Raw genomic sequence first — 20289 nt, 5'->3', positions numbered from 1 at the left:
AGAGGGTTATTTTCTTGGAGGAAATATGTCAAGAAGACAATCTAGAAAAAGCGCAATGCAATTAATCTATGAAATGAATATGAATGGAGATTATGATAAAAATAGAATTGAAGAATTTTGTAAATATCAGAATATTAATAAAAATGATATAGTTTTTTTCAAAGAAATTGTATTAAATTTTATTGAACATATTGATGACATAGTAAATATTATAGAAAATAACACAAAACAATGGAACTTGGACAGAATTAACAAATTAGATTTATCGATTTTACAAGTTGGTGTTTGCGAAATTCTATACGTGGAAAGCACTCCAGATAGTGTTGCAATTAATGAAGCCGTTGAATTAGCGAAAGAATATTCTACAGAAAAATCATACAGTTTCATCAACGGCATATTAGGCTCTGTATTAAAGAGAAAAGAAAATGCAAGTTTATAGTGTTAAAGAGATTTCTGATTATATTCAAAATACTTTGAAGAAAGATCCAATTTTATCCAATGTGTGGATAGAAGGTGAGATTTCAAATTTTAATAAAAATATTTCAGGACATGTTTATTTTAGATTAAAAGATGAAAAAGCATTGATTTCTTGTATGATTTTTAAAACAATGTCTCTTGCAAAAACTATAAACTTAAAAGATGGAGACAAAGTTCAATTAAGAGGGAGCATAACAACATATCAAGGATCAAGCACTTATCAACTTCTTGTAAAAGAATGTAAGAAATCAGGCACTGGAGACCTTTTTCAAAAGTATTTAGAGTTAAAAGAAAAGCTTGAACGAGAAGGCTTTTTTTCGGAATCAACAAAAAAATCTATAACTAAATATCCTAAAGCTATTGGCGTGATTACATCTTCTACGGGAGCGGCCGTGAATGATATTTGTAGAACAATAAAGAGAAGATATCCTATTTGCGATATTTTGATATATCATTGTGTTGTTCAAGGAGAGCAATCGTCAGAATCTATTATACAAGGCATTAAATATATGGATGAGCAAAATCTAGATACTCTTATAGTAGGAAGAGGCGGTGGAAGTTTTGAGGATTTAAATTCATTTAATGATGAAAATCTTTTAAAAACTATTTATAATTCAAAAACCCCTATCATAAGCGCCGTTGGTCATGAAAATGACTTTATGCTTTCTGATTTTGTAGCTGATTTAAGAGCATCTACTCCAACAGCAGCTGCTGAGCTAGCCACTGCTGATTTTAATGAATTAAAATATTTTTTACAGGAAAGCTACGCTAAAATTAATAGAATTTTGATAAGAAGATTTGAAGATGAAAATCAAGAATTAGAGTATTATGGTAAGCAGTTGGAATTTTTAGGTCCCAAAAACATTATTAAAGAACACATGGATAATCTTCAACTTTTGAAGGATAGCTTAAAAAAAGCTTATAAGAAAAATTTGGAAGATAAGTACAATGAAGAATTAAATATTTACCATAAATTAAACTTGTTGAAACCTGATAAGCTATTATCTTTAGAAATCGAAAAACTAAATAAAATTCGAATAACAATGATTAAAAATTTGATCTCAAATATTAATTACAAAGAATTGATTTTAGACTCATATAAAAATAACTTATTGCATTTGAATCCAAGTACAATTTTAGAGAAGGGATATGCAAAAGTATTAAAGAATGATAAGAGTATTTCTTCTATTGATGATGTTATGGAGAACGAAAAAATTGTCTTAATTATGAAAGATGGTAAACTTGATACAACTGTTCAAAATAAGGAGAAATTCAATGAATGAATATAGAGAATACGATGAAGGATTAAAAAGACTAAGTGACATCGTTGAAAAGTTGGAAGACAGAGAGCTGAGTCTTGAAGAAAATATAAAATTATACGAAGAAGGTATGAAGCTTCACAAGAGATTAAGTTCTATTTTAAAAGAACAAGAAGGTAAAATGACTTTGATTAAAGATAACAAAGAGGAAGATTTTCAAATAAATATGCTTTTAAGTGATGATAATGAATAGTCAGGAAATCATAAATTTAATAAACACTACAATTAAAGCTTTAAAATTTTCCGATGATAAAATTGGCGAAGCTATGAGATATACTATTGTTGACGACGATGCAAAAAGATTAAGACCGCTTTTATTTCTACTGACTTATCAAATGTTTAATGAATCTATTAATGAATCTATCAGTTATGCTATTTCAATAGAATTAATTCACAATTATTCATTGGTACATGATGATTTGGAATGCATGGATAATGACGACTATAGAAGAGGAAAATTAACAGTGCATAAAAAATACGGGGAAGATATTGCGGTTTTAGTTGGAGATGCACTTTTAAATTATTCTTTTGAAGTGTTATCTGAATCAATTAAAAACGATATTGACGCAAAATGTGCAAATTATATCGTAAAAAAATCAGGATGTTTTGGGATGATAAAAGGTCAACTTTTGGATATTGACAGTGAGATTTCTGAAAAAAATATTATTGAAATTTACGATAAAAAAACATGTAATTTACTTAAAGCAGCTACTGTATCTGCTGGAATTTTAAGTAAAGTTGACGATAATATATTATTAAAACTAGAAAATTATGCTTTTAATCTAGGAATGGCATTTCAAATAATTGATGACATTATGGATTATGAAAATGATGTAAAAATTAATAAAAAAACTTATGTCACTATTTTTGGAAAAGAAAAAGGCATTGAAGATGCAAATCAGTACTCTCATAAAGCTATAGATTGTATTAAAGATATCGATAATTCTCAACCTTTAATTAAAATTACAAATAAACTGTTGGATAGGAAATATTAATATGAGAATTGATTTGTATTTGTGCGAAAAAAACTTTGCATCTTCTAGAACAAAGGCAAAATCTTTGATTGAGAATGAATTGGTTTATTATAAAGGTAATCTAGTAAAGAAACCATCACTTGAGATAAATTCTGATGAAGTTGAAGTAAAAGAACATACTGAATACGTTGGGAGAGGTGCTTTAAAGCTTTTAAAAGCTTTTGAGGTATTTAACATAGGTAAGCATAATTTGTGCTTAGATATAGGCTCATCTACTGGTGGATTTACTCAGGTTTTATTAAAAAACAATGCAAAAGAAGTCTATGCTATTGATGTTGGAGATAATCAAATGGTTGACGAACTCAGACATGATAGCAGGGTTAAATTATTCGAAAATACTAATTTTCGAAATATTAATGTAGATGAGTATCCGAAATTTGATTTGATAGTATGCGATGTATCTTTTATATCATTGAAAATGATTATTCCAAATGCCGTTAAAATGCTAAAAAATAATGGCGAAATGATATTTTTGATAAAGCCGCAGTTTGAATTAAAATCAAAAAATCATATAATTAATAATAAAAAGGAACATTTATCTATAATAAATGATATTAATAATTATCTAAATAATGAAGGATTGTATATTTCTGAGATGACACATAGTCCAATAAAAGGTAAGAGTGGAAATATAGAGTATTTAATCCATATTACGACTTTAGATAATAAGAATATAAAATTCAAGGATGTTGTGGAGACAGCATTTAATAAATTGAGGTAGAAATATGAAAAAATACACAAGACAAAGATTAATTCTAGACTTAATAGAAGAAAATGAAATAAGAACTCAAGAAGAACTTTCTGACTATTTAGAAGCTCATGGAGTTAGAGCTACACAAGCTACTATTTCTAGAGATATAAAAGAATTAAGAATATCAAAAGTTCAAACTAGAGAAGGCGAATATCATTATGCAATAATTGACACTGTACACGATTCATTAAACGAAAGATTAGATAAGATTTTCAGATCTGCTGTGTTGACTATCAAGCATAATGAAGACATGGTAATTATTAAAACAATATCTCACACTGCAACAGTATGTGGTATGGCAATTACCAACGCTAAATTAGACAATATTGCTGGAATTCTAACAGGTAACGATACAATTTATATAACTGTTGAAGATAAATCTGGATTGGAAAAATTAGTTTCAGAAATCAAATCAATCATCAGGTAATAAAATGTTAAATTCTCTTTATATAGAAAATTTTGCGATAATTGACAAAATCAATGTCGATTTTACAGATGGACTTAATATCATAACTGGAGAAACTGGTTCAGGAAAATCAATTTTGATAGAAGCTTTCGAACTTCTTCTAGGGCAAAGATTTAACAAAAGTTTTGTCAGAGATTCTTCAAAAAAAACTATTGTTGAAGCGACATTTACAATAGCTGACAATTCTAAAATTAAATTTTTAGAAGATATGGGATACAATGTCGAAGATGGAGTAATAATAATCTCAAGAATTGTAGACACTAATTTAAAAAGTATAAATAAATTAAATAATAGATCAATCACGCTTAATACATTAAATGAATTAATGAGTAAATTTGTTGATATTCATGGGCAAAATGGAACTCAATCACTATTGAACAAGGATTTTTATTTAGATTTAATTGATTCCTTTGAAAAGGAAGAAACTTTTAAAATCAAAACTGAGTTAAGCGGAATTCTCAATAATATTGCAGAATACAAAAAAGCATACAAGAGTTTTAATATTACAAATGAAGAAAAAGATAGACAACTTGATATTATTAATTATCAAATTGATGAAATATCACAAATAGATCTTGATAATGTAGATGAAGAAGAACTTGAAAACGAGTATAATAAACTATCGAATGTTAATTTGATTAAAAATAATATCGGTGAAATATTAAACATGTATTCAGATGAAAACTACAACGAACAAGATATCAACACTATGTTTAATATTGTTTTAAGCAAGATGGATTCAATCTCTGAGTTTGACAATGAAGTTAATTCTCTCAAACAAGATTTGGATAAAATTTATTATGATATGGACGATTTGTTCTCAAGAATTAGTTCATATTCATCAGGCATTTATCAAGATGAGTTCAAATTAAATGATTTAGAAAATAAAATAGCAATAATTACAAATTTAAAGAGAAAATACGGGAAATCTATTAATGATATAGTTTTATTTAGACAAGATTTGGAACGTAGACTTAAAGAACTGAATGAAATTACAGAAAATAAAAGAAAATTCAAGGAATTAATCGATTCAAAAAACAAGAAAGGAATTGAATTATCAGATAGACTTCATAAAATTAGAAAAGAAATTGTGTGTAAATTAGAAAAATTGATAGTTCAAAACCTAAAAGATTTAAATATGAAACATGCTGATTTTAAAGTTAAATTTGAAAAACTTTCCGAGTTCAATGAAAAAGGTTATGATTCATTGGATTTTCTAATTAAAACAAATTTAGGACAAGATTTAAAACCAATGGCATCTATTGCATCTGGTGGAGAAATTTCAAGAATTATGCTTGGATTTAAGTCAGTTATATCAGATTTTGAAGATATAAATACTCTTATTTTTGACGAAATTGATACTGGAATAAGTGGCAGAACAGCATTGGTAGTAGGTGAAAAACTTATTGATTTATCAAAAGATAAACAAGTGATTTCAATAAGTCATTTACCTCAAATAGCTTCACTGAGCGATAATCACATTTTAATTGAGAAGATTGATTTAAATAATGAAACGAAATCAATTCTAAAAGTATTAACTCCTGAAGAAAAGGTAAATGAAATTTCTAGATTGATCGGTGGTATAAACATAACGGAAACTACAATTGAACAAGCCAAATTAATGATTAATCAAGCAAATGAATTAAAAAAAGATAGGAGATAATTATGGATTATGAAGAAAAAACTATAAAGAGTGAAATGATATATGAAGGAAGAATTTTAAACCTAAGGTTAGATACGGTTGAACTTCCAAATAGAAAATACTCCAAAAGAGAAATTGTAGAGCACGCAAACGCTGTGTGCATAATCGCAGTAAAAGATAATAAATTATTTTTCGTTAGTCAATATAGAAAAGCTATTGACCAACAACTAATGGAATTACCAGCAGGATTAATTGAACACAACGAAACACCAAAAGATGCAGCGATAAGAGAAATGAGAGAAGAAATAGGTTATAATTGCAAAAACTTAACTTATTTATTTGATGCTTATTCTTCTCCAGGTTTTAGTGATGAAAAAGTAAGTTTCTTTTTGGCTGAAGAATTATTCAGAGACGAACTAGAAGCAGATGATGACGAATTTTTAAATATAGAACTCATCGAACAAGAAAAATTAATGCAAATGATAGAAGATGGAGCTATTGTTGACGGGAAGACAATTATGGGAATTCTATATTTTTTAAGGAATGTGAGTAAATGCTAGAAACGATAAATCATTATATTATAATTATACTTGTATTACTTCCAACTATTGTTCTCCATGAACTTGCTCATGGTTATGTTGCTTATTGGATGGGTGATAATACGGCTAAAAGCATGGGTAGATTAAGCTTCAATCCTATTGATCACATTGATCCATTAGGTGCAATTAGTTTGATTTTATTTAAGTTTGGTTGGGCAAAGCCGGTTCCAATTAACTCATACAATTTTAGGAACAGACATTTAGGGATGTTCTTGGTTTCAATTGCGGGAGTTACAGTAAATTTAATTTTAGGACTTATATTTTCGTTTTTATATGTTAGATTTTCTCATTTAAATCCTGTAGTATCAGAAATTTTGAGTTTATTTATTGTATACAATGTGTATTTTGCAGTATTTAACTTAATACCCGTTCCACCTTTAGATGGTTCTAAGGTTATAACTGCTTTTTTTCCAGGAAAATTTCTAGATTTTATGGCAAAATATGAAAAATACACTTATTTTATATTGCTTATATTAATATTTTCAGGTGTGTTAGGCAAAGTTTTAACGCCTATAACATCATTTATAATTGATAAGTTTTTAAGGTTAGCAATTGCACTATGAGTTTGATTATTGAAACTGAAGAATTCAACGGTCCAATGGATCTTTTATTAAATTTGGTTGAAAAAGAAAAAATTGATATAGAAAATGTTGATTTAGCAAAGATTACAAATAAATTCATTGAAGAAGTTGAGAATTTGAAAAATCATTCTACTAAAGATTTGACTGATTTCATTTACTTAGCTTCTACTTTGTTATATATAAAATCAAAAAAATTATTACCCAAAAATGATTTTGATGAAGATGATCAGATAGATGAGGATTTAATTAAACAACGATTAATAGAATATAAAAAATTTAAAGAAATCTCTAAACAATTAATCGAATTAGAAAACATCTCATCGAAACATTTTAGAAAAATTCAAGAGGATTTATCGGTTTATCAATCTGAAAAAGAAAATTTGATTGTTCCCGACATTAATTTATTATCTGAAACTTTGTTAGAAATATTAAATAGGGTAGATAATAGAATTGTCATTGAAGAAACAGAAATTATAGAAGCGGAAGAATATAAGATTGAAGATTGTATTGAAGATATATTGTGGAAGGTAGAAAAAAATAACAAATATAGTTTTTCATATTTTTTATCAAAAAATACCAATAAAAATGAAGTCATATCTGTGTTTCTAGCTTTACTAGAATTATTAAAATCCAACATATTAAAGGTTGTAAAAAATCATGAGGATAAAATGGAAATATTAATGAGGTAATTATGGAAGATAAAATTATTCGAAATAAAATTGAATCTTTACTTTTCTTATGGGGTGAACCATTAGATATTTCATCAATATCTGAAGCCATAAACCTTAGCAAAAAAGAAACTAGGAATATGCTTGATGATTTAATTAAAGAATATGAATATAGAAACACTTCCCTGGAAATTAGATGCATCAACGATAACTATCAAATTCAAACTAAAAAAGAATATTACGATTTTTTAAAAGAAATTTTTGTAAAAAATAAAAATACAAGATTAACCAATACAACAATGGAAGTATTATCTATTATAGCTTACAAACAGCCAATAACAAGAATTGAAATAGATGAAATAAGAGGGGTAAAATCTAGTTCATCAATTGATACTTTAACTAAAAAAAATTTAATAAAAGAAGTCGGAAGACTGGATAAAATAGGAAAGCCTATATTATATGGTACTACTGACGAGTTCTTGTACTATTTCAATATTAATTCTTTAGAAGATCTTCCGAAATTAAATGAAATAGAAAAAATTATTAAGGAAAAAGAGAATGAGAATAAATAAGTTCATAGCACAAAGTGGATATTGTTCTAGAAGAAAGGCTGATGAACTAATCAAGTACTCAAAAGTTTGTGTTAATGGAACAATACTTTTAGATTTATCCTATCAAGTAAATGATGGTGATATTGTTGAAGTTGAAGGTAAGAAAATTAGGAAAAAAGAAGAAAAAGTTTATATTGCTATCAATAAACCTGTTGGATATACTTCAACAGTTAAGGATAAATTCGCTGATAAAAAAATTGTTGATTTAATTAAATCTAATACAAGGGTTTATCCAATTGGTCGTTTGGATAAGGATTCTCATGGATTATTAATATTAACGAATGATGGTGATTTAACTTATGAATTAACTCATCCTAAATTTGAGCATAAAAAAGTTTACGAGGTTTTAGTGAAAGGTAAACCAACCAAAAACAAAATACAAGAATTAAAAAATGGAATAATATTAGATGGTTATAAATTAAAAAAATCAAATATAGAATTTATTGCCAATGTAAAAGACAATACAAAATACATGGTAACTATTTATGAGGGTAGGAACAGACAAATTAGAAGAATGTTTGATTATATAAATCATCCGGTTTTAGATTTGAAAAGGGTTCAAATTGGTAATTACAAGATGGACGATAATTTAAAAAGCGGAGAATACGTACTGTTAAAAAGTAAAGATTTGGACTTAATAAGAGGTAAATATGATTGAAGTTAGACTTGCAAATAACAAAGACGAAGAAATTTTAAAAAATTTTAACTTAAAAATAGAAGAAATTGTAGGGGATTTTTGCTTTATATATATTGACGACTTAAAACCAAAAGGATATTCTCTGATTAGGACAGAAGGTAAAAGAGCAAATATAGCAGATTTTCAATTACAAGAGGAGAATTCTAACAAGTTATTTTTTCTAAAAAGTATAGGGATGAATTTGAGAGATTTTGGCATTGAAGAGTTTTATGATAATAATGGTTTAGTAAAATCATTTTTTGAAAATCGAGGCAAAATAGACTTTAATCTACTTTTTAGGGGAAGCTGTAATGATTTATAATAATACTAAAACATTAGTTGAATCTTTGATGAAAGATAAAATTCCAACTTCAAAAATTTGTTTAGATATGACATTTGGAAACGGAAACGATTCATACAAAATGTTATCCATAAACGAAAACATTGAAGTTTATGGGTTTGATATCCAAAAAGATTGTATAGATAATTCTAGAAAATTTGAGAACTTGAAAGTTATTAACGATTCTCATCTAAATTTTAACAAATATATTAATCAGAAAATTGATTTTGTGGTGTTTAATTTGGGATACCTTCCAGGTGGAGATAAAAAAATAACTACTGATTATGATACTGTAATTAAAACTTTAGATAAGCTTTTGAAAGTGCTAAGCATAGAAGCACAAATTGTTATTACTTTCTATCCTGGGCACAAGCCGGGACTTGAAGAAAGTATAAACATAATCGCATTCCTTCAAAAATTAAACCAAAAAGAATTCAATGTTATTAGATACGATTTTATAAATCAAATAAACAATCCACCTTTTGTATGCTTAATTGAAAGGATTAAATAATGAATGTAGCGATAATAGGAGCAGGAGCAGCAGGATTGATGGCTGCAAGCTTTATTAAAGATGAAAATAAAATTCATATTTTTGATCATAATGAAAAAATAGGTAAGAAATTGTTCATTACCGGAAAAGGAAGATGCAACATTACCAATTCATGTGATATACAAGAATTAATTGAAAATATTAACACAAACAAATATTTTTGTTATAGCCCATTTTATGACTTTACTAACGAACAAGTCATAAATTTTTTTAATTCAAATGGTCTTAGAACAAAAGTCGAACGTGGAAATAGGGTTTTTCCACAGAGTGATAAATCATCAGATGTGATTAAAGTATTTGAAAAAATATTGAAGGATAAGAATGTACATTTACACTTAAATGAGCAGGTAAACAAAATTTACAAATCTAATAAATTTTATCTGACTACAAACCGTGATGAATATGGATTTGATAAAGTTATCATAGCCTGTGGAGGTAAATCATATCCAAATACAGGCTCAGATGGATCACTTTACAATCAAATAATTAAGCTAGGTCACACTATTCACGAAATGAAGCCTGGTTTAAGTGCAATTATTTTAAAAGAGAATGTGGAAGAATTAGAGGGAGTTAGTCTTAAAAACGTCGGACTAAAATGTTATTTGAATAAGAAATTGATATACGATGATATAGGTGAAATGATTTTTACAAGAAAAGGAATTTCAGGTCCCTTAGTACTTACTTTATCAAGTATATTGTGCAACAAAAATGGTGACATTAAAATATCGATAGATTTGAAACCAGGATTGACAGATCAAAAACTTGATGATAGGATTTTAAGAGATTTCAGCGAAAATCAAAACAAAACAATTGAAAATGCTATAAGTAAAATAACAATCAAAAAATTAATACTGCCAATTTTAAAATCTGCAAGTATAAATCCAAATAAAAAAGTAAATGAAATAACAAAATATGAACGTGATAATTTAAGAAGAATTTTGAAAAGTTTTGATTTTACTTATGTATCAAATGAAAAGCTTGATTATGCAATAATTAGTGTGGGAGGAGTCGATGTTAATGAGATTGATCCAAGCACGATGGAATCTAAAATTGTAAAAGACTTGTATTTTTGTGGAGAAGTAATTGATGTTGATGGTTTTACAGGAGGATTTAACTTACAATTTGCTTTTTCAACGGGTTATTTAGCGGGGATAAATATATGAAAAAAATCAAATACGAAAACGAATCAAAACTTTATGATGATATTAATGAATATATCAAAGACAAAAATTTTGACATATTATTGATATCGACGCCTAGAGTTATGAAAGAAATTTTCGACGATAGGTTAATTAAAACAAATAAAAATATTTTGATCTCATCAAGAATGCTCAGAAAAAATGACGATGATAATGTTTATATTGAATTGGTTAATAATGACGTATATTCTGTTACTGTCGATGGACCAAGTGGATCTGGTAAATCAACAGTTTGTAAATTAATCTCAAATATATTAAACATTGAATATTTGGATACGGGATCAATGTATCGTTCTCTTGCTTATTTTTGTTTGAAGAAAAATATCAATTTGGAAGACGAAGAAGAGGTCATGCATGTATTAAACAATTTGGACATAACATTTGAATCATCTAAGATTAAAGTAAATGGTGAATTCTTGAGAGATAAGATAAGAACAAATGATGTCTCTATGGCAGCATCAAAAGTTTCAACATATTATTCTGTAAGAGAAAGATTAGTTGAAATTCAAAGACAGATTGCTAGCAACAAAGCGATTATTATTGATGGAAGAGATGCTGGTACTAACATACTAAAGAATGCTGATTACAAATTTTATTTGGATGCATCACCCGAAGTTAGAGCCAAAAGAAGATTTAACGAACAAAAAGACGATTCATCTTATGAAACGATTCTAAAAGACATAAAATTAAGAGATGAACAGGATAAAAATAGAAAATATGCTCCTTTGAAACGAGCCGAAGATGCTGTTTATATAAATTCTGATGATATGAATATTGATGAAGTTGTTGAAAAATTAATAGAGATAATTAGAGGTAGAAATGTTTTATAGATTTGCAAGATTTTTATTGAAAATAGTATTTAAAATAAGATACAAATTAGTTGTTCATGGAAATACGAATCTTCCTGAAACTTCTTTAGTTATTTGTGCAAATCACATAAATTTATGGGATCCAATTTTATTAGCGATAATTTTTGATAGACCCATACGCTTTATGGCAAAAAAAGAATTATTTGATAATAAATTTCTAGGCTTTTTACTAAACAAGTTTGGAGCTTTTCCGGTTGATAGAGATAATGTAAATATTAAAACGATAAAAGACTCTATCAAGCTTGTAAAAGACAACGAAGTTTTGGGAATATTTCCAGAAGGAACAAGAGTAAAAAAAGTTAGTGAAGAAAATATGAAAACAGGAGTTGCTATGATTGCGTCAAGAGCAGGAGCAGATGTTATCCCAGTATTCATAAATTCTAATTATAAGTTCAGATCAAAAGTAGAAGTGTTTGTAAGAGATAAAATAGCTATATCAAGTTTTGATGATGTTTCAAAAGATATAAGAAATAAAGCAATAACCAGAGCTATATACGAAAATATTTACAAGGTGAACTGATGAATATAATAGTACAACAAAATGCAGGGTTTTGTTATGGAGTTGAAAGAGCAATAGAGATAATTGAAAATGACCCATCAAAATTAAAGTATACTTTGGGTCAGCTTATCCATAACGAACAAGAATGTAAAAGATTAGAAGCTTTGGGTATAAAACAGATAGACGATTATACTCAAGCTGAGAAAGGCTCCACGATTTTTATTAGATCTCACGGTGCAACATTAAAATTAAAAGAAGAAATAAAAAATAATGGATACAAATTAGTGGATTTAACTTGCCCATCACTATTAAAAATTTATGAAAAAATAAATAAGAAACACGATGAAGGTTACAAAATTATTATTATTGGCGATCCAAATCATCCGGAAATTATAGCGATGAAAGGACAAGTTGAAAATAATGTTGAAGTTGTTAACTCAATTGATGAAGCAAAAAAAATAAAAGGTGAAAAATTATATGTAATTTCACAAACTACTAATTTAAAGAGGAAATTTTTGGAAATTTCTGATATAATAGTAAGAGGTAATACTAACGTTGTGATAGATAATACTATTTGTGGGGCTACAAAAAGCCGACAAATGGCTTGTTTAGAGCTTTCTAAGAATGTCGATTATATGATTGTGATTGGTGGCTTGAATAGTTCTAACACAAATAAATTGTATGATATTGCAAAACAAAATTGCAAAAAAGTTTTAAGAATTGAAACATACAAGGATATTTGTATCGATGATAGTATTATTGAATCTAAATTATTAGGTATTACAGCTGGTGCGTCCACACCGGCTTGGATTATTGAGGAGGTTGTAAATTTAATGGATAATTACAGCAAGGATTTTATGGAACAAGTAGAAGAAAGCATGAATAAGATTTACCCAAAAGAAATCGTAAAGGGTGAAGTTATTTATGTAACAGATGATGAAGTCATGGTTAATATTGGCTATAAGGCTGATGGTATTATTAAACTAGACGAATTATCAACAGAAGAAGGTAAATTACCTAAGGATTTGTACAAACAAGGCGACGAAATCGAAGTTTACGTTATTAAGCTAGATGACGGAGAAGGAAATGTTGTACTTTCTACAAAAAGAGTTGAAGGAATTAAAAACTGGAAGAATTTAGTTTCTAGTTTTGATAATGATTCAACTGTAGAAGCAAAAGTAACACAAGTAGTAAAAGGCGGCTTAATAGCTACAATTGATAATGTAAGAGCTTTTATACCAGGTTCTCAAGTAACTACTCACTTTGTAAAAGATTTATCTAAATATGTAGGAGAAACTTTGGTATGTAAAGTTTTGAATATAGATGAAAAGAAGAGACGTTTAGTTTTATCTCACAGAGCTGTTGTAGAAGCAGAACAAAAAGAAATTGAAGATAAGGCTTGGGAAAACATAACTGTTGGTGAAACAATAACTGGTAAAGTACAAAGATTAACAGACTTTGGTGCATTTATCGATTTAGGTGGAGTAGATGGTTTACTTCATATTTCAGATATTTCTTGGAATAGAATTGAATCACCAGAAGATGTTTTAAAAGTTGGAGATGAAATCGAAACTTTAGTTCTTAAAGCTAACAGAGAAAAGAACAGAATTTCACTTGGCTTGAAACAATTACAACAAAAACCATTTGACGCTTTCGTTGAAAATAATCACGAAGGAGACGTTATTGAAGGAGAAGTTGTAAACTTAGTTGACTTTGGTGCATTTGTTAAATTAGCTGAAGGAATTGAAGGCTTAGTTCACGTTTCTGAAATTTCAAATGAACACGTTGATAAACCATCAGATGAGTTAAATATTGGTGATACAGTTAAAGTTAAAATCTTAGAAATCAATCCTGAAAAGAAAAGAATAGCTTTAAGTATGAAAGCTTTATTACCAAAACCTGAAAAACCAGAAAGAAAACCAAGACCTAAAAAAGTTAAACCTAAAAAACTAGAAACTAAACCAGAATCAAGTGAAGAAACTTTGATTAACAGCGATTTAGGTGCATTATTAGATTTAAAATTAAAAGAAATCGAAGAAGATAACTAAAATCTACTTTATATCCAAAAAGCCAAACAGGTGTTTGGCTTTTTTTAATGTAGTTATGAATTATAACGCGTCTTTTGGGGTATATAAAACATATAGATTAGGGTGTGATTTAATATGAATGTAGATTTTAAATTATATGAAAATTATTATAGTGAATTTGCTACAAAATCAAATGAAGCTGAGAGAATTCAATCCGAACCAAATGATAATTTAAGAAATCCGTTTCAAATTGACAGAGATAGAATTATTCACTCAAAATCTTTTAGAAGACTTAAGCATAAAACACAAGTGTACTTAAACCCTGAAAAAGACCATTATAGAACAAGGTTAACCCACACATTAGAGGTTACCCAAATAGCTAGAACTATTGCAAGGTGTTTACGTTTAAACGAAGATTTAGTAGAAGCAATAGGCTTGGGACATGATTTGGGACATACACCTTTTGGGCATGTAGGTGAAAAGATATTAGATAAACTTAATCCAAAAGGATTCAAACATTATAAACAATCCATTAATGTTGTCCAATATCTAGAACATTCAACTTCTAGAATAGGTCTTAATTTAACGAAACAAACATTAGATGGAATAGTGAATCATTCAGGTAGCAACAAGGCAAATACATTAGAAGGACAAATTATTAAATTTTCAGATAGAATTGCTTACATTAATCACGATATTGATGATTCTATTAGATCAAATATTATAAAACATAGTGATTTACCTATAGAAATTACAGAAGAACTAGGAGATAGAGGTTCAAAAAGAATTAATTTCTTAGTAAATGATTTAGTTGAAAATAGTTTCGATAAAAATCACATTGAAATGTCTGATAAAACATACAGACTAATGGAAGATTTGCGATCATTTATGTTTAAGAACGTATATTTTAACGACATAGTAAGAAAAGATGATAAAAAAGTAGAATATGTATTAACTAATCTATATAGTTACTATTTAGAAGATATTAGTAGATTACCAAAATCACACACAGATATTTACAAAAATATTGAGTTACAAAATAAAACTGAAGATGATATAGTTACAGATTATATCGCTGGTATGACCGATTCATTTGCAAAAAGAACTTTTAAAGAAATTTTCATACCAGATTCTTGGAGCATATAAAGATAGGATGATAAGATGGGATTTATACCACAAGATAAAATAGATGAGATAAAAAGTGTTGCTGATATAGTTTCAGTAATTGGAGATTATGTTGAATTGAAAAGGGCTGGTTCAAATTATGTTGGACTATGTCCATTTCACAATGAGAAGACGCCGTCTTTTAGTGTATCTCCATCAAAAGGAATTTTTCATTGTTTTGGTTGTGGTGTTGGAGGCGATGTTATATCCTTTATAATGCAAAAAGAGGGCTTGTCATATCCTGAAGCTATTAAATTTTTGGCAGATAAGTTAGGTATTTTAGTCGAAACAAATGAAGTCAATAAAGAAAAATACGAACATCGCAAAAAATTATTTGAAATTAATAATGAAGCCAAATTATTTTATTACAAAAATCTATTGATAAATGATATACCGAAGGATTATATAAAAAAAAGAAATCTTAATAATAATTTGATTAATAAGTTTATAATAGGTTACGCCGATGGGAAAAATAGTCTTTATCGCCATTTACTACAAAAAGGATATCAAAAAGATGATATAATAGAAGTCGGCCTCATAAATCAGGACGAAAAAGGGAATGTTTATGATAAATTTCGAAATAGGTTGATGTTTCCTATTATAGATATAAGAGGCAATGTTATTGGTTTTGGTGGTAGAGCTATTGCGGATTCAAGGGCAAAATATATGAATTCTCCTCAGAGCCTAGCTTACGATAAAAGCAAGAATGTTTATGGAGTTTCTAATTTAAAAAATTCTACTAAAGTTGGGAAAATTATATTGGTAGAAGGATATATGGATGTTATCTCATTGACAAATTATGGATTTGACTATGCAATTGCTTCATTAGGTACTTCTCTAACACATGATCAAGCAAAATTAATCAAAAGATATTGTAAGAATATTTATATATGTTATGATGGTGACTCAGCAGGTCAAAAAGCAACATCACGTGCTATAGAAATATTTAAAGAGCAGGATATTAGTCCTAACATTATTGTCATACCTGATAATATGGATCCTGATGATTATATTAAACAATACGGAAATGAAAGTTTCGATAGGCTAATAGATAACGCAGTAGATAGTGTTATTTATGAATATAAGAAAATACTTCAAAAATACGACATTAATGATGTAAAAGAAAAAATACAACTTATAGATGATTTGACAACTTTATTATCAAAACTAGATAGGGAAGTCATTAGAGATGAATATATTAAGAGATTTTCTGATGATTTAAACATAGAATATTTAAGTTTAAAAAAAGATGTCTCTAGTAAATTGAATGAAGTTAAGCCTAACATCACTTTTCATAATGAGAGAACTGATGATAAAAAAATTACAGAAAAAGATAGTATTAACAATCAGGAGAAAATAACTGCAGTTGAAATAATGACAATTGCTTGTTTTCATAAAGATGTATACTATGATTTGAAAGAAGAATTCTCAAAATTCAAAACTAAGATCAGTTCTTATAATAATTTTATCGAGTTTGTAGATTTTTACTATTCTAAAAATAATGAAAATCAAATTGATGAAAAATCGGCTAGAGATTATTTTAAAAATGATATTCAAATGGATCGTACTATCGATTATTTATATCAAAAATCTAGAGATTCAATTAATATTAATAATATCGGAAGGGTTGTATTGGAGATTAAAAAATACTTAATGACCCAGGAAAAGGAGAGTATTAAATCTCAGTTAGATCTAATGCAATCAGTAGAATTTAATGAAAAGATTAATAAAGAATATAATGAAATTTTGAATAAAATCTTAGAAATTAATAGACAAATTAAAGAGTACAAATAGTCAGAAAGGAGTTTTTTATGTCAGAAGAAAACTTGGATGTTGAACAAATAAAAAAAGAAGCATTAAATCAATTAATAGAGATAGGTAATGAGAATGATGGCATAGTAACTATCAAAGACTTCAAAAAGATTGATGATATTTCTTCTCTTGATGAAGATGATATAGAAGATATAAGAAATTTGCTAATTGAAAATAATATTGAAATTTTTGAAAGTAATGATGAAATAGAAAAGAAATCATCTTCAAAGGATGACGACAAAGACGATATCGAAGATGACGAGTCTATTGATGATGAAGACCATGACGATATTAAGGATGACAAAAAAATCATCGAAGATGTTTCTGATATTAAAGGAATTAATGTCGACGACCCAGTAAAAATGTATTTAAAAGAAATCGGAAAAATTCCTTTGTTATCAGCTGAAGAAGAAGTTCAATTAGCGCAAGAAATGGAAAATGGATCTAAGAGAGCTAAGAAAAAGTTAGCAGAAGCAAACTTACGTTTGGTTGTAAGTATTGCTAAAAGATATGTTGGACGTGGAATGAGCTTTTTAGATTTGATTCAAGAAGGTAATCTCGGACTTATGAAAGCAGTTGATAAATTTGACTATACTAGAGGTTTCAAGTTTTCAACATACGCTACTTGGTGGATAAGACAAGCTATTACAAGAGCAATTGCTGACCAAGCTAGAACAATAAGAATTCCTGTACACATGGTAGAAACTATTAATAGACTTGTAAGAATTGAAAGACAATTATTACAAGATTTGGGAAGAGACCCTACAAATGAAGAAATAGCAAAAGAAATGGGAATTGAAGTAGAAAAAGTTAGAGAAGTTAGAAAAATAGCTCAAGAACCTGTAAGTTTGGAAACACCTATTGGTGAAGAAGAAGACAGTCATTTAGGAGATTTTATTGAAGATGATACTGCTATCGCTCCAGATGAAGCAGCAAATTTTACTATGCTTAGAGAAGAATTAGAAGGCATTTTAAACACTTTAAATGAAAGAGAAAGAAAAGTATTAGCATTAAGATTTGGACTTGTTGATGGTACTCCTAGAACACTTGAAGAGGTTGGAAAAGACTTTGATGTTACAAGAGAAAGAATAAGACAAATAGAAGCAAAAGCTTTGAGAAAATTAAAACATCCATCTAGAAGTCAAAAATTAAAGGATTTTTTGGAATAAAATGAAAAAACGTAGGCTTGAAGAAATAATTAACTTAGTAGAAGATAATTCAATAGTTGCTGATATAGGAACAGATCATGGAATTGTTCCGTATGAATTAATAAAATCGAATAAAGCAAAGAAAGTTATCGCATCCGATATTAGTGAAAAATCATTAGATAAATTAAGGGAAAAATTAGATTATCTTGATGAACCTGAAAAAATAATACTAAATGTATCCGATGGCTTGGATAACCTAAACGAGTATCAAGTTGACACGATAATAATTTCAGGAATGGGAGGAAATTTAATTGTTGATATCTTGAACAAAAATATCGATGTAGCTAAAAGCGCAAACTGCTTAATACTAGGAGCAAATAATTCACTTTCAGTACTAAGAAAATTTTTACATGATAATTCTTTTGAAATTATCGAAGAAGTTGATTTGTTTGAAAATGACAAATATTATCAAATAATTAAAATTAAAGTCGGTAAGCAATTATTTTCGAATGATTATGAGTATGAATTTGGAAAATTTTTAATCGATAATAAATCTGAAAATTTGAAGCAATATATAAAACAACAGATAGAAAATAAGAAAACAATATTGTGGAATATATCAGAAAAAGACTCTGATAATGTAAAAAATGCTATTGATAATATTAATGTCGAAATAAAAGAACTTGAGAAAGTGTTGAATAAAATTGAAGCTTAAAGATTTTATAAGTTGGTATGAAAAATTAGTTCCTTTAGAACTTCAGGAAGACTTTGACAATAGTGGTATTCAATTTGGTAATTTAAATAGAGAAATAAATAAGATTTTGATTTCCTTAGATTTAGATGATAATTGTCTGAATAGAGCTATTAGAGAAAAATATGATTTGATATTTACACATCATCCAGTTATTTTTCATCCATTAAAGAATATTATAGAACAAAAAAATAGTGTAAATACACGATTAATTAGTGCGATAAAAAATGAAATTTGTATTTATTCTTCGCATACCAATTTAGATAGTGTCGAATTTGGAGTAAGTGATGCGCTAGCTAAACAATTAGGTTTGATTAATATGAAAATTTTAGATTCTCATAAAAATAATATAGGATATGGGAAATATGCTGATATTGATGAGATTTTTGCCGAGGATTTTATTTATGATTTGAAAAACAAATTAAATCTTGAAAATGTAATTGTTTACGGTAATACAAATCGAAAGATTAAAAGAATAGCGGTATTAGGTGGAAGTGGTGGTCACTTCATTGAAAATTGTATTGATAATAATTGCGATGTATTTGTATCTTCTGAATTTAAATATGATGAACAGATAGATGCACAAGATAATAATCTTGTACTAATAGATATTGGCCACTATGAATCAGAAAAATTCATTTTAGAACCTTTACGACAAACTATTCAAAAATTTTTTCCAGAAATAAAAATTGATGTTAATTATTTAGAAAAATCAACTAGAAAAATTTTCTAATTGTGTTATAATGTTATGGTGACTAAATCAGATAATCGCATGAATTCATGAGGAAAGTCCGTGCACTATAGAGCGAGGATGCTGGATAACGTCCAGTGGGGGCGACCCTAAGGCTAGTGCAACAGAGATATACCGCCATTTAATGGTAAGGGTGGAAAGGTAGGGTAAGAGCCTACCAGCGTAAAGGTGACTTTATGGCTATGTAAACCCCATTCAGTGCAAAATCAAATAGGATTAAAGACGGCTGCTCGTCGTCTCCGGTAGGTAGATTGCTTGAACTAATTGGTAACAATTAGTCTAGATAGATGATTATCAAATACAGAACACGGCTTATAGATTTGGTCATAAAAAAAAGATTGGTAGCAATACTGTT

At 28.0% G+C, this 20289-nt stretch carries 23 protein-coding genes and 1 other RNA gene; all 24 read left to right on the top strand.

Annotated elements, in window-relative coordinates; all coding sequences use genetic code 11:
• Positions 1-25 precede the first annotated feature (25 nt).
• A complete protein-coding gene (nusB, locus tag ACU68W_RS00835) occupies positions 26-439 on the top strand; it encodes a transcription antitermination factor NusB (RefSeq protein ID WP_094205749.1) in 414 nt (137 codons plus the stop codon).
• Positions 426-1760, top strand: coding sequence for an exodeoxyribonuclease VII large subunit (xseA, locus tag ACU68W_RS00830; protein ID WP_094208663.1), 1335 nt, complete (start codon positions 426-428; stop codon positions 1758-1760). Before nusB ends, xseA begins: the two co-directional genes overlap by 14 nt.
• Positions 1753-1989: an exodeoxyribonuclease VII small subunit gene (xseB, locus tag ACU68W_RS00825; RefSeq protein ID WP_002836523.1), complete on the top strand. Its 237-nt coding sequence runs from the start codon at positions 1753-1755 to the stop codon at positions 1987-1989. Before xseA ends, xseB begins: the two co-directional genes overlap by 8 nt.
• A complete protein-coding gene (locus ACU68W_RS00820; protein ID WP_094208662.1) occupies positions 1982-2791 on the top strand; it encodes a polyprenyl synthetase family protein in 810 nt (269 codons plus the stop codon). Before xseB ends, ACU68W_RS00820 begins: the two co-directional genes overlap by 8 nt.
• Before the next feature lies 1 nt (position 2792).
• On the top strand, positions 2793-3551 hold the full coding sequence (locus tag ACU68W_RS00815) for a TlyA family RNA methyltransferase (RefSeq protein WP_094208661.1): 759 nt from the start codon (positions 2793-2795) through the stop codon (positions 3549-3551).
• 4 nt (positions 3552-3555) lie between these two features.
• Positions 3556-4008, top strand: a complete 453-nt coding sequence (locus ACU68W_RS00810; RefSeq protein WP_002836519.1) for an arginine repressor — start codon at positions 3556-3558, stop codon at positions 4006-4008.
• 4 nt (positions 4009-4012) lie between these two features.
• The gene (recN, locus tag ACU68W_RS00805; RefSeq protein ID WP_446755950.1) at positions 4013-5710 is read left to right on the top strand and encodes a DNA repair protein RecN; all 1698 of its coding nucleotides are present in this window, start codon (positions 4013-4015) and stop codon (positions 5708-5710) included.
• Positions 5711-5712: 2 nt separating this feature from the next.
• On the top strand, positions 5713-6249 hold the full coding sequence (locus ACU68W_RS00800; RefSeq protein ID WP_094205744.1) for an NUDIX hydrolase: 537 nt from the start codon (positions 5713-5715) through the stop codon (positions 6247-6249).
• Positions 6243-6851 carry a site-2 protease family protein gene (locus ACU68W_RS00795; RefSeq protein ID WP_316532605.1) on the top strand — a complete coding sequence of 203 codons (609 nt, stop codon included), beginning with the start codon at positions 6243-6245 and terminating at the stop codon, positions 6849-6851. Before ACU68W_RS00800 ends, ACU68W_RS00795 begins: the two co-directional genes overlap by 7 nt.
• On the top strand, positions 6848-7558 hold the full coding sequence (locus ACU68W_RS00790) for a segregation and condensation protein A (RefSeq protein WP_094205742.1): 711 nt from the start codon (positions 6848-6850) through the stop codon (positions 7556-7558). The genes ACU68W_RS00795 and ACU68W_RS00790 overlap by 4 nt, the downstream gene beginning before the upstream one ends.
• Positions 7559-7560: 2 nt before the next feature.
• Positions 7561-8109 (top strand): SMC-Scp complex subunit ScpB, encoded by a 549-nt coding sequence (scpB, locus tag ACU68W_RS00785; protein WP_094208657.1) that lies wholly within the window; start codon positions 7561-7563, stop codon positions 8107-8109.
• Positions 8096-8806, top strand: a complete 711-nt coding sequence (locus tag ACU68W_RS00780) for a pseudouridine synthase (RefSeq protein WP_446755949.1) — start codon at positions 8096-8098, stop codon at positions 8804-8806. Before scpB ends, ACU68W_RS00780 begins: the two co-directional genes overlap by 14 nt.
• Entirely contained in the window at positions 8799-9146 is a 348-nt protein-coding gene (locus tag ACU68W_RS00775; protein ID WP_446755948.1) for a hypothetical protein, read from the top strand. The genes ACU68W_RS00780 and ACU68W_RS00775 overlap by 8 nt, the downstream gene beginning before the upstream one ends.
• On the top strand, positions 9136-9675 hold the full coding sequence (locus tag ACU68W_RS00770; RefSeq protein WP_446755947.1) for a tRNA (mnm(5)s(2)U34)-methyltransferase: 540 nt from the start codon (positions 9136-9138) through the stop codon (positions 9673-9675). The genes ACU68W_RS00775 and ACU68W_RS00770 overlap by 11 nt, the downstream gene beginning before the upstream one ends.
• Positions 9675-10877: an NAD(P)/FAD-dependent oxidoreductase gene (locus tag ACU68W_RS00765; protein ID WP_278725699.1), complete on the top strand. Its 1203-nt coding sequence runs from the start codon at positions 9675-9677 to the stop codon at positions 10875-10877. The genes ACU68W_RS00770 and ACU68W_RS00765 overlap by 1 nt, the downstream gene beginning before the upstream one ends.
• Positions 10874-11743 carry a (d)CMP kinase gene (cmk, locus tag ACU68W_RS00760; protein ID WP_306478719.1) on the top strand — a complete coding sequence of 290 codons (870 nt, stop codon included), beginning with the start codon at positions 10874-10876 and terminating at the stop codon, positions 11741-11743. The genes ACU68W_RS00765 and cmk overlap by 4 nt, the downstream gene beginning before the upstream one ends.
• Positions 11733-12302 carry a lysophospholipid acyltransferase family protein gene (locus ACU68W_RS00755; RefSeq protein WP_094223504.1) on the top strand — a complete coding sequence of 190 codons (570 nt, stop codon included), beginning with the start codon at positions 11733-11735 and terminating at the stop codon, positions 12300-12302. Before cmk ends, ACU68W_RS00755 begins: the two co-directional genes overlap by 11 nt.
• Positions 12302-14329, top strand: coding sequence for a bifunctional 4-hydroxy-3-methylbut-2-enyl diphosphate reductase/30S ribosomal protein S1 (locus ACU68W_RS00750; protein ID WP_094223503.1), 2028 nt, complete (start codon positions 12302-12304; stop codon positions 14327-14329). Before ACU68W_RS00755 ends, ACU68W_RS00750 begins: the two co-directional genes overlap by 1 nt.
• Before the next feature lie 114 nt (positions 14330-14443).
• Complete coding sequence (locus tag ACU68W_RS00745; RefSeq protein ID WP_094223502.1) at positions 14444-15454, top strand: deoxyguanosinetriphosphate triphosphohydrolase; 1011 nt, start codon at positions 14444-14446, stop codon at positions 15452-15454.
• 15 nt (positions 15455-15469) lie between these two features.
• Positions 15470-17266: a DNA primase gene (gene dnaG / locus ACU68W_RS00740; RefSeq protein WP_094223501.1), complete on the top strand. Its 1797-nt coding sequence runs from the start codon at positions 15470-15472 to the stop codon at positions 17264-17266.
• A gap of 17 nt (positions 17267-17283) precedes the next feature.
• Entirely contained in the window at positions 17284-18453 is a 1170-nt protein-coding gene (gene rpoD / locus ACU68W_RS00735; protein WP_446755946.1) for an RNA polymerase sigma factor RpoD, read from the top strand.
• 1 nt (position 18454) lies between these two features.
• Positions 18455-19147, top strand: coding sequence for a tRNA (adenine(22)-N(1))-methyltransferase (locus ACU68W_RS00730; RefSeq protein WP_094223500.1), 693 nt, complete (start codon positions 18455-18457; stop codon positions 19145-19147).
• On the top strand, positions 19137-19916 hold the full coding sequence (locus tag ACU68W_RS00725; protein ID WP_446755945.1) for a Nif3-like dinuclear metal center hexameric protein: 780 nt from the start codon (positions 19137-19139) through the stop codon (positions 19914-19916). Before ACU68W_RS00730 ends, ACU68W_RS00725 begins: the two co-directional genes overlap by 11 nt.
• A 19-nt stretch (positions 19917-19935) precedes the next feature.
• Positions 19936-20265: RNase P RNA component class A (rnpB, locus tag ACU68W_RS00720), an RNA gene on the top strand.
• Positions 20266-20289: the final 24 nt, after the last annotated feature.

This window comes from Finegoldia sp. P2-F-LR (assembly GCF_052932265.1).
This window is presented reverse-complemented; position numbering and strand designations above follow the sequence as displayed.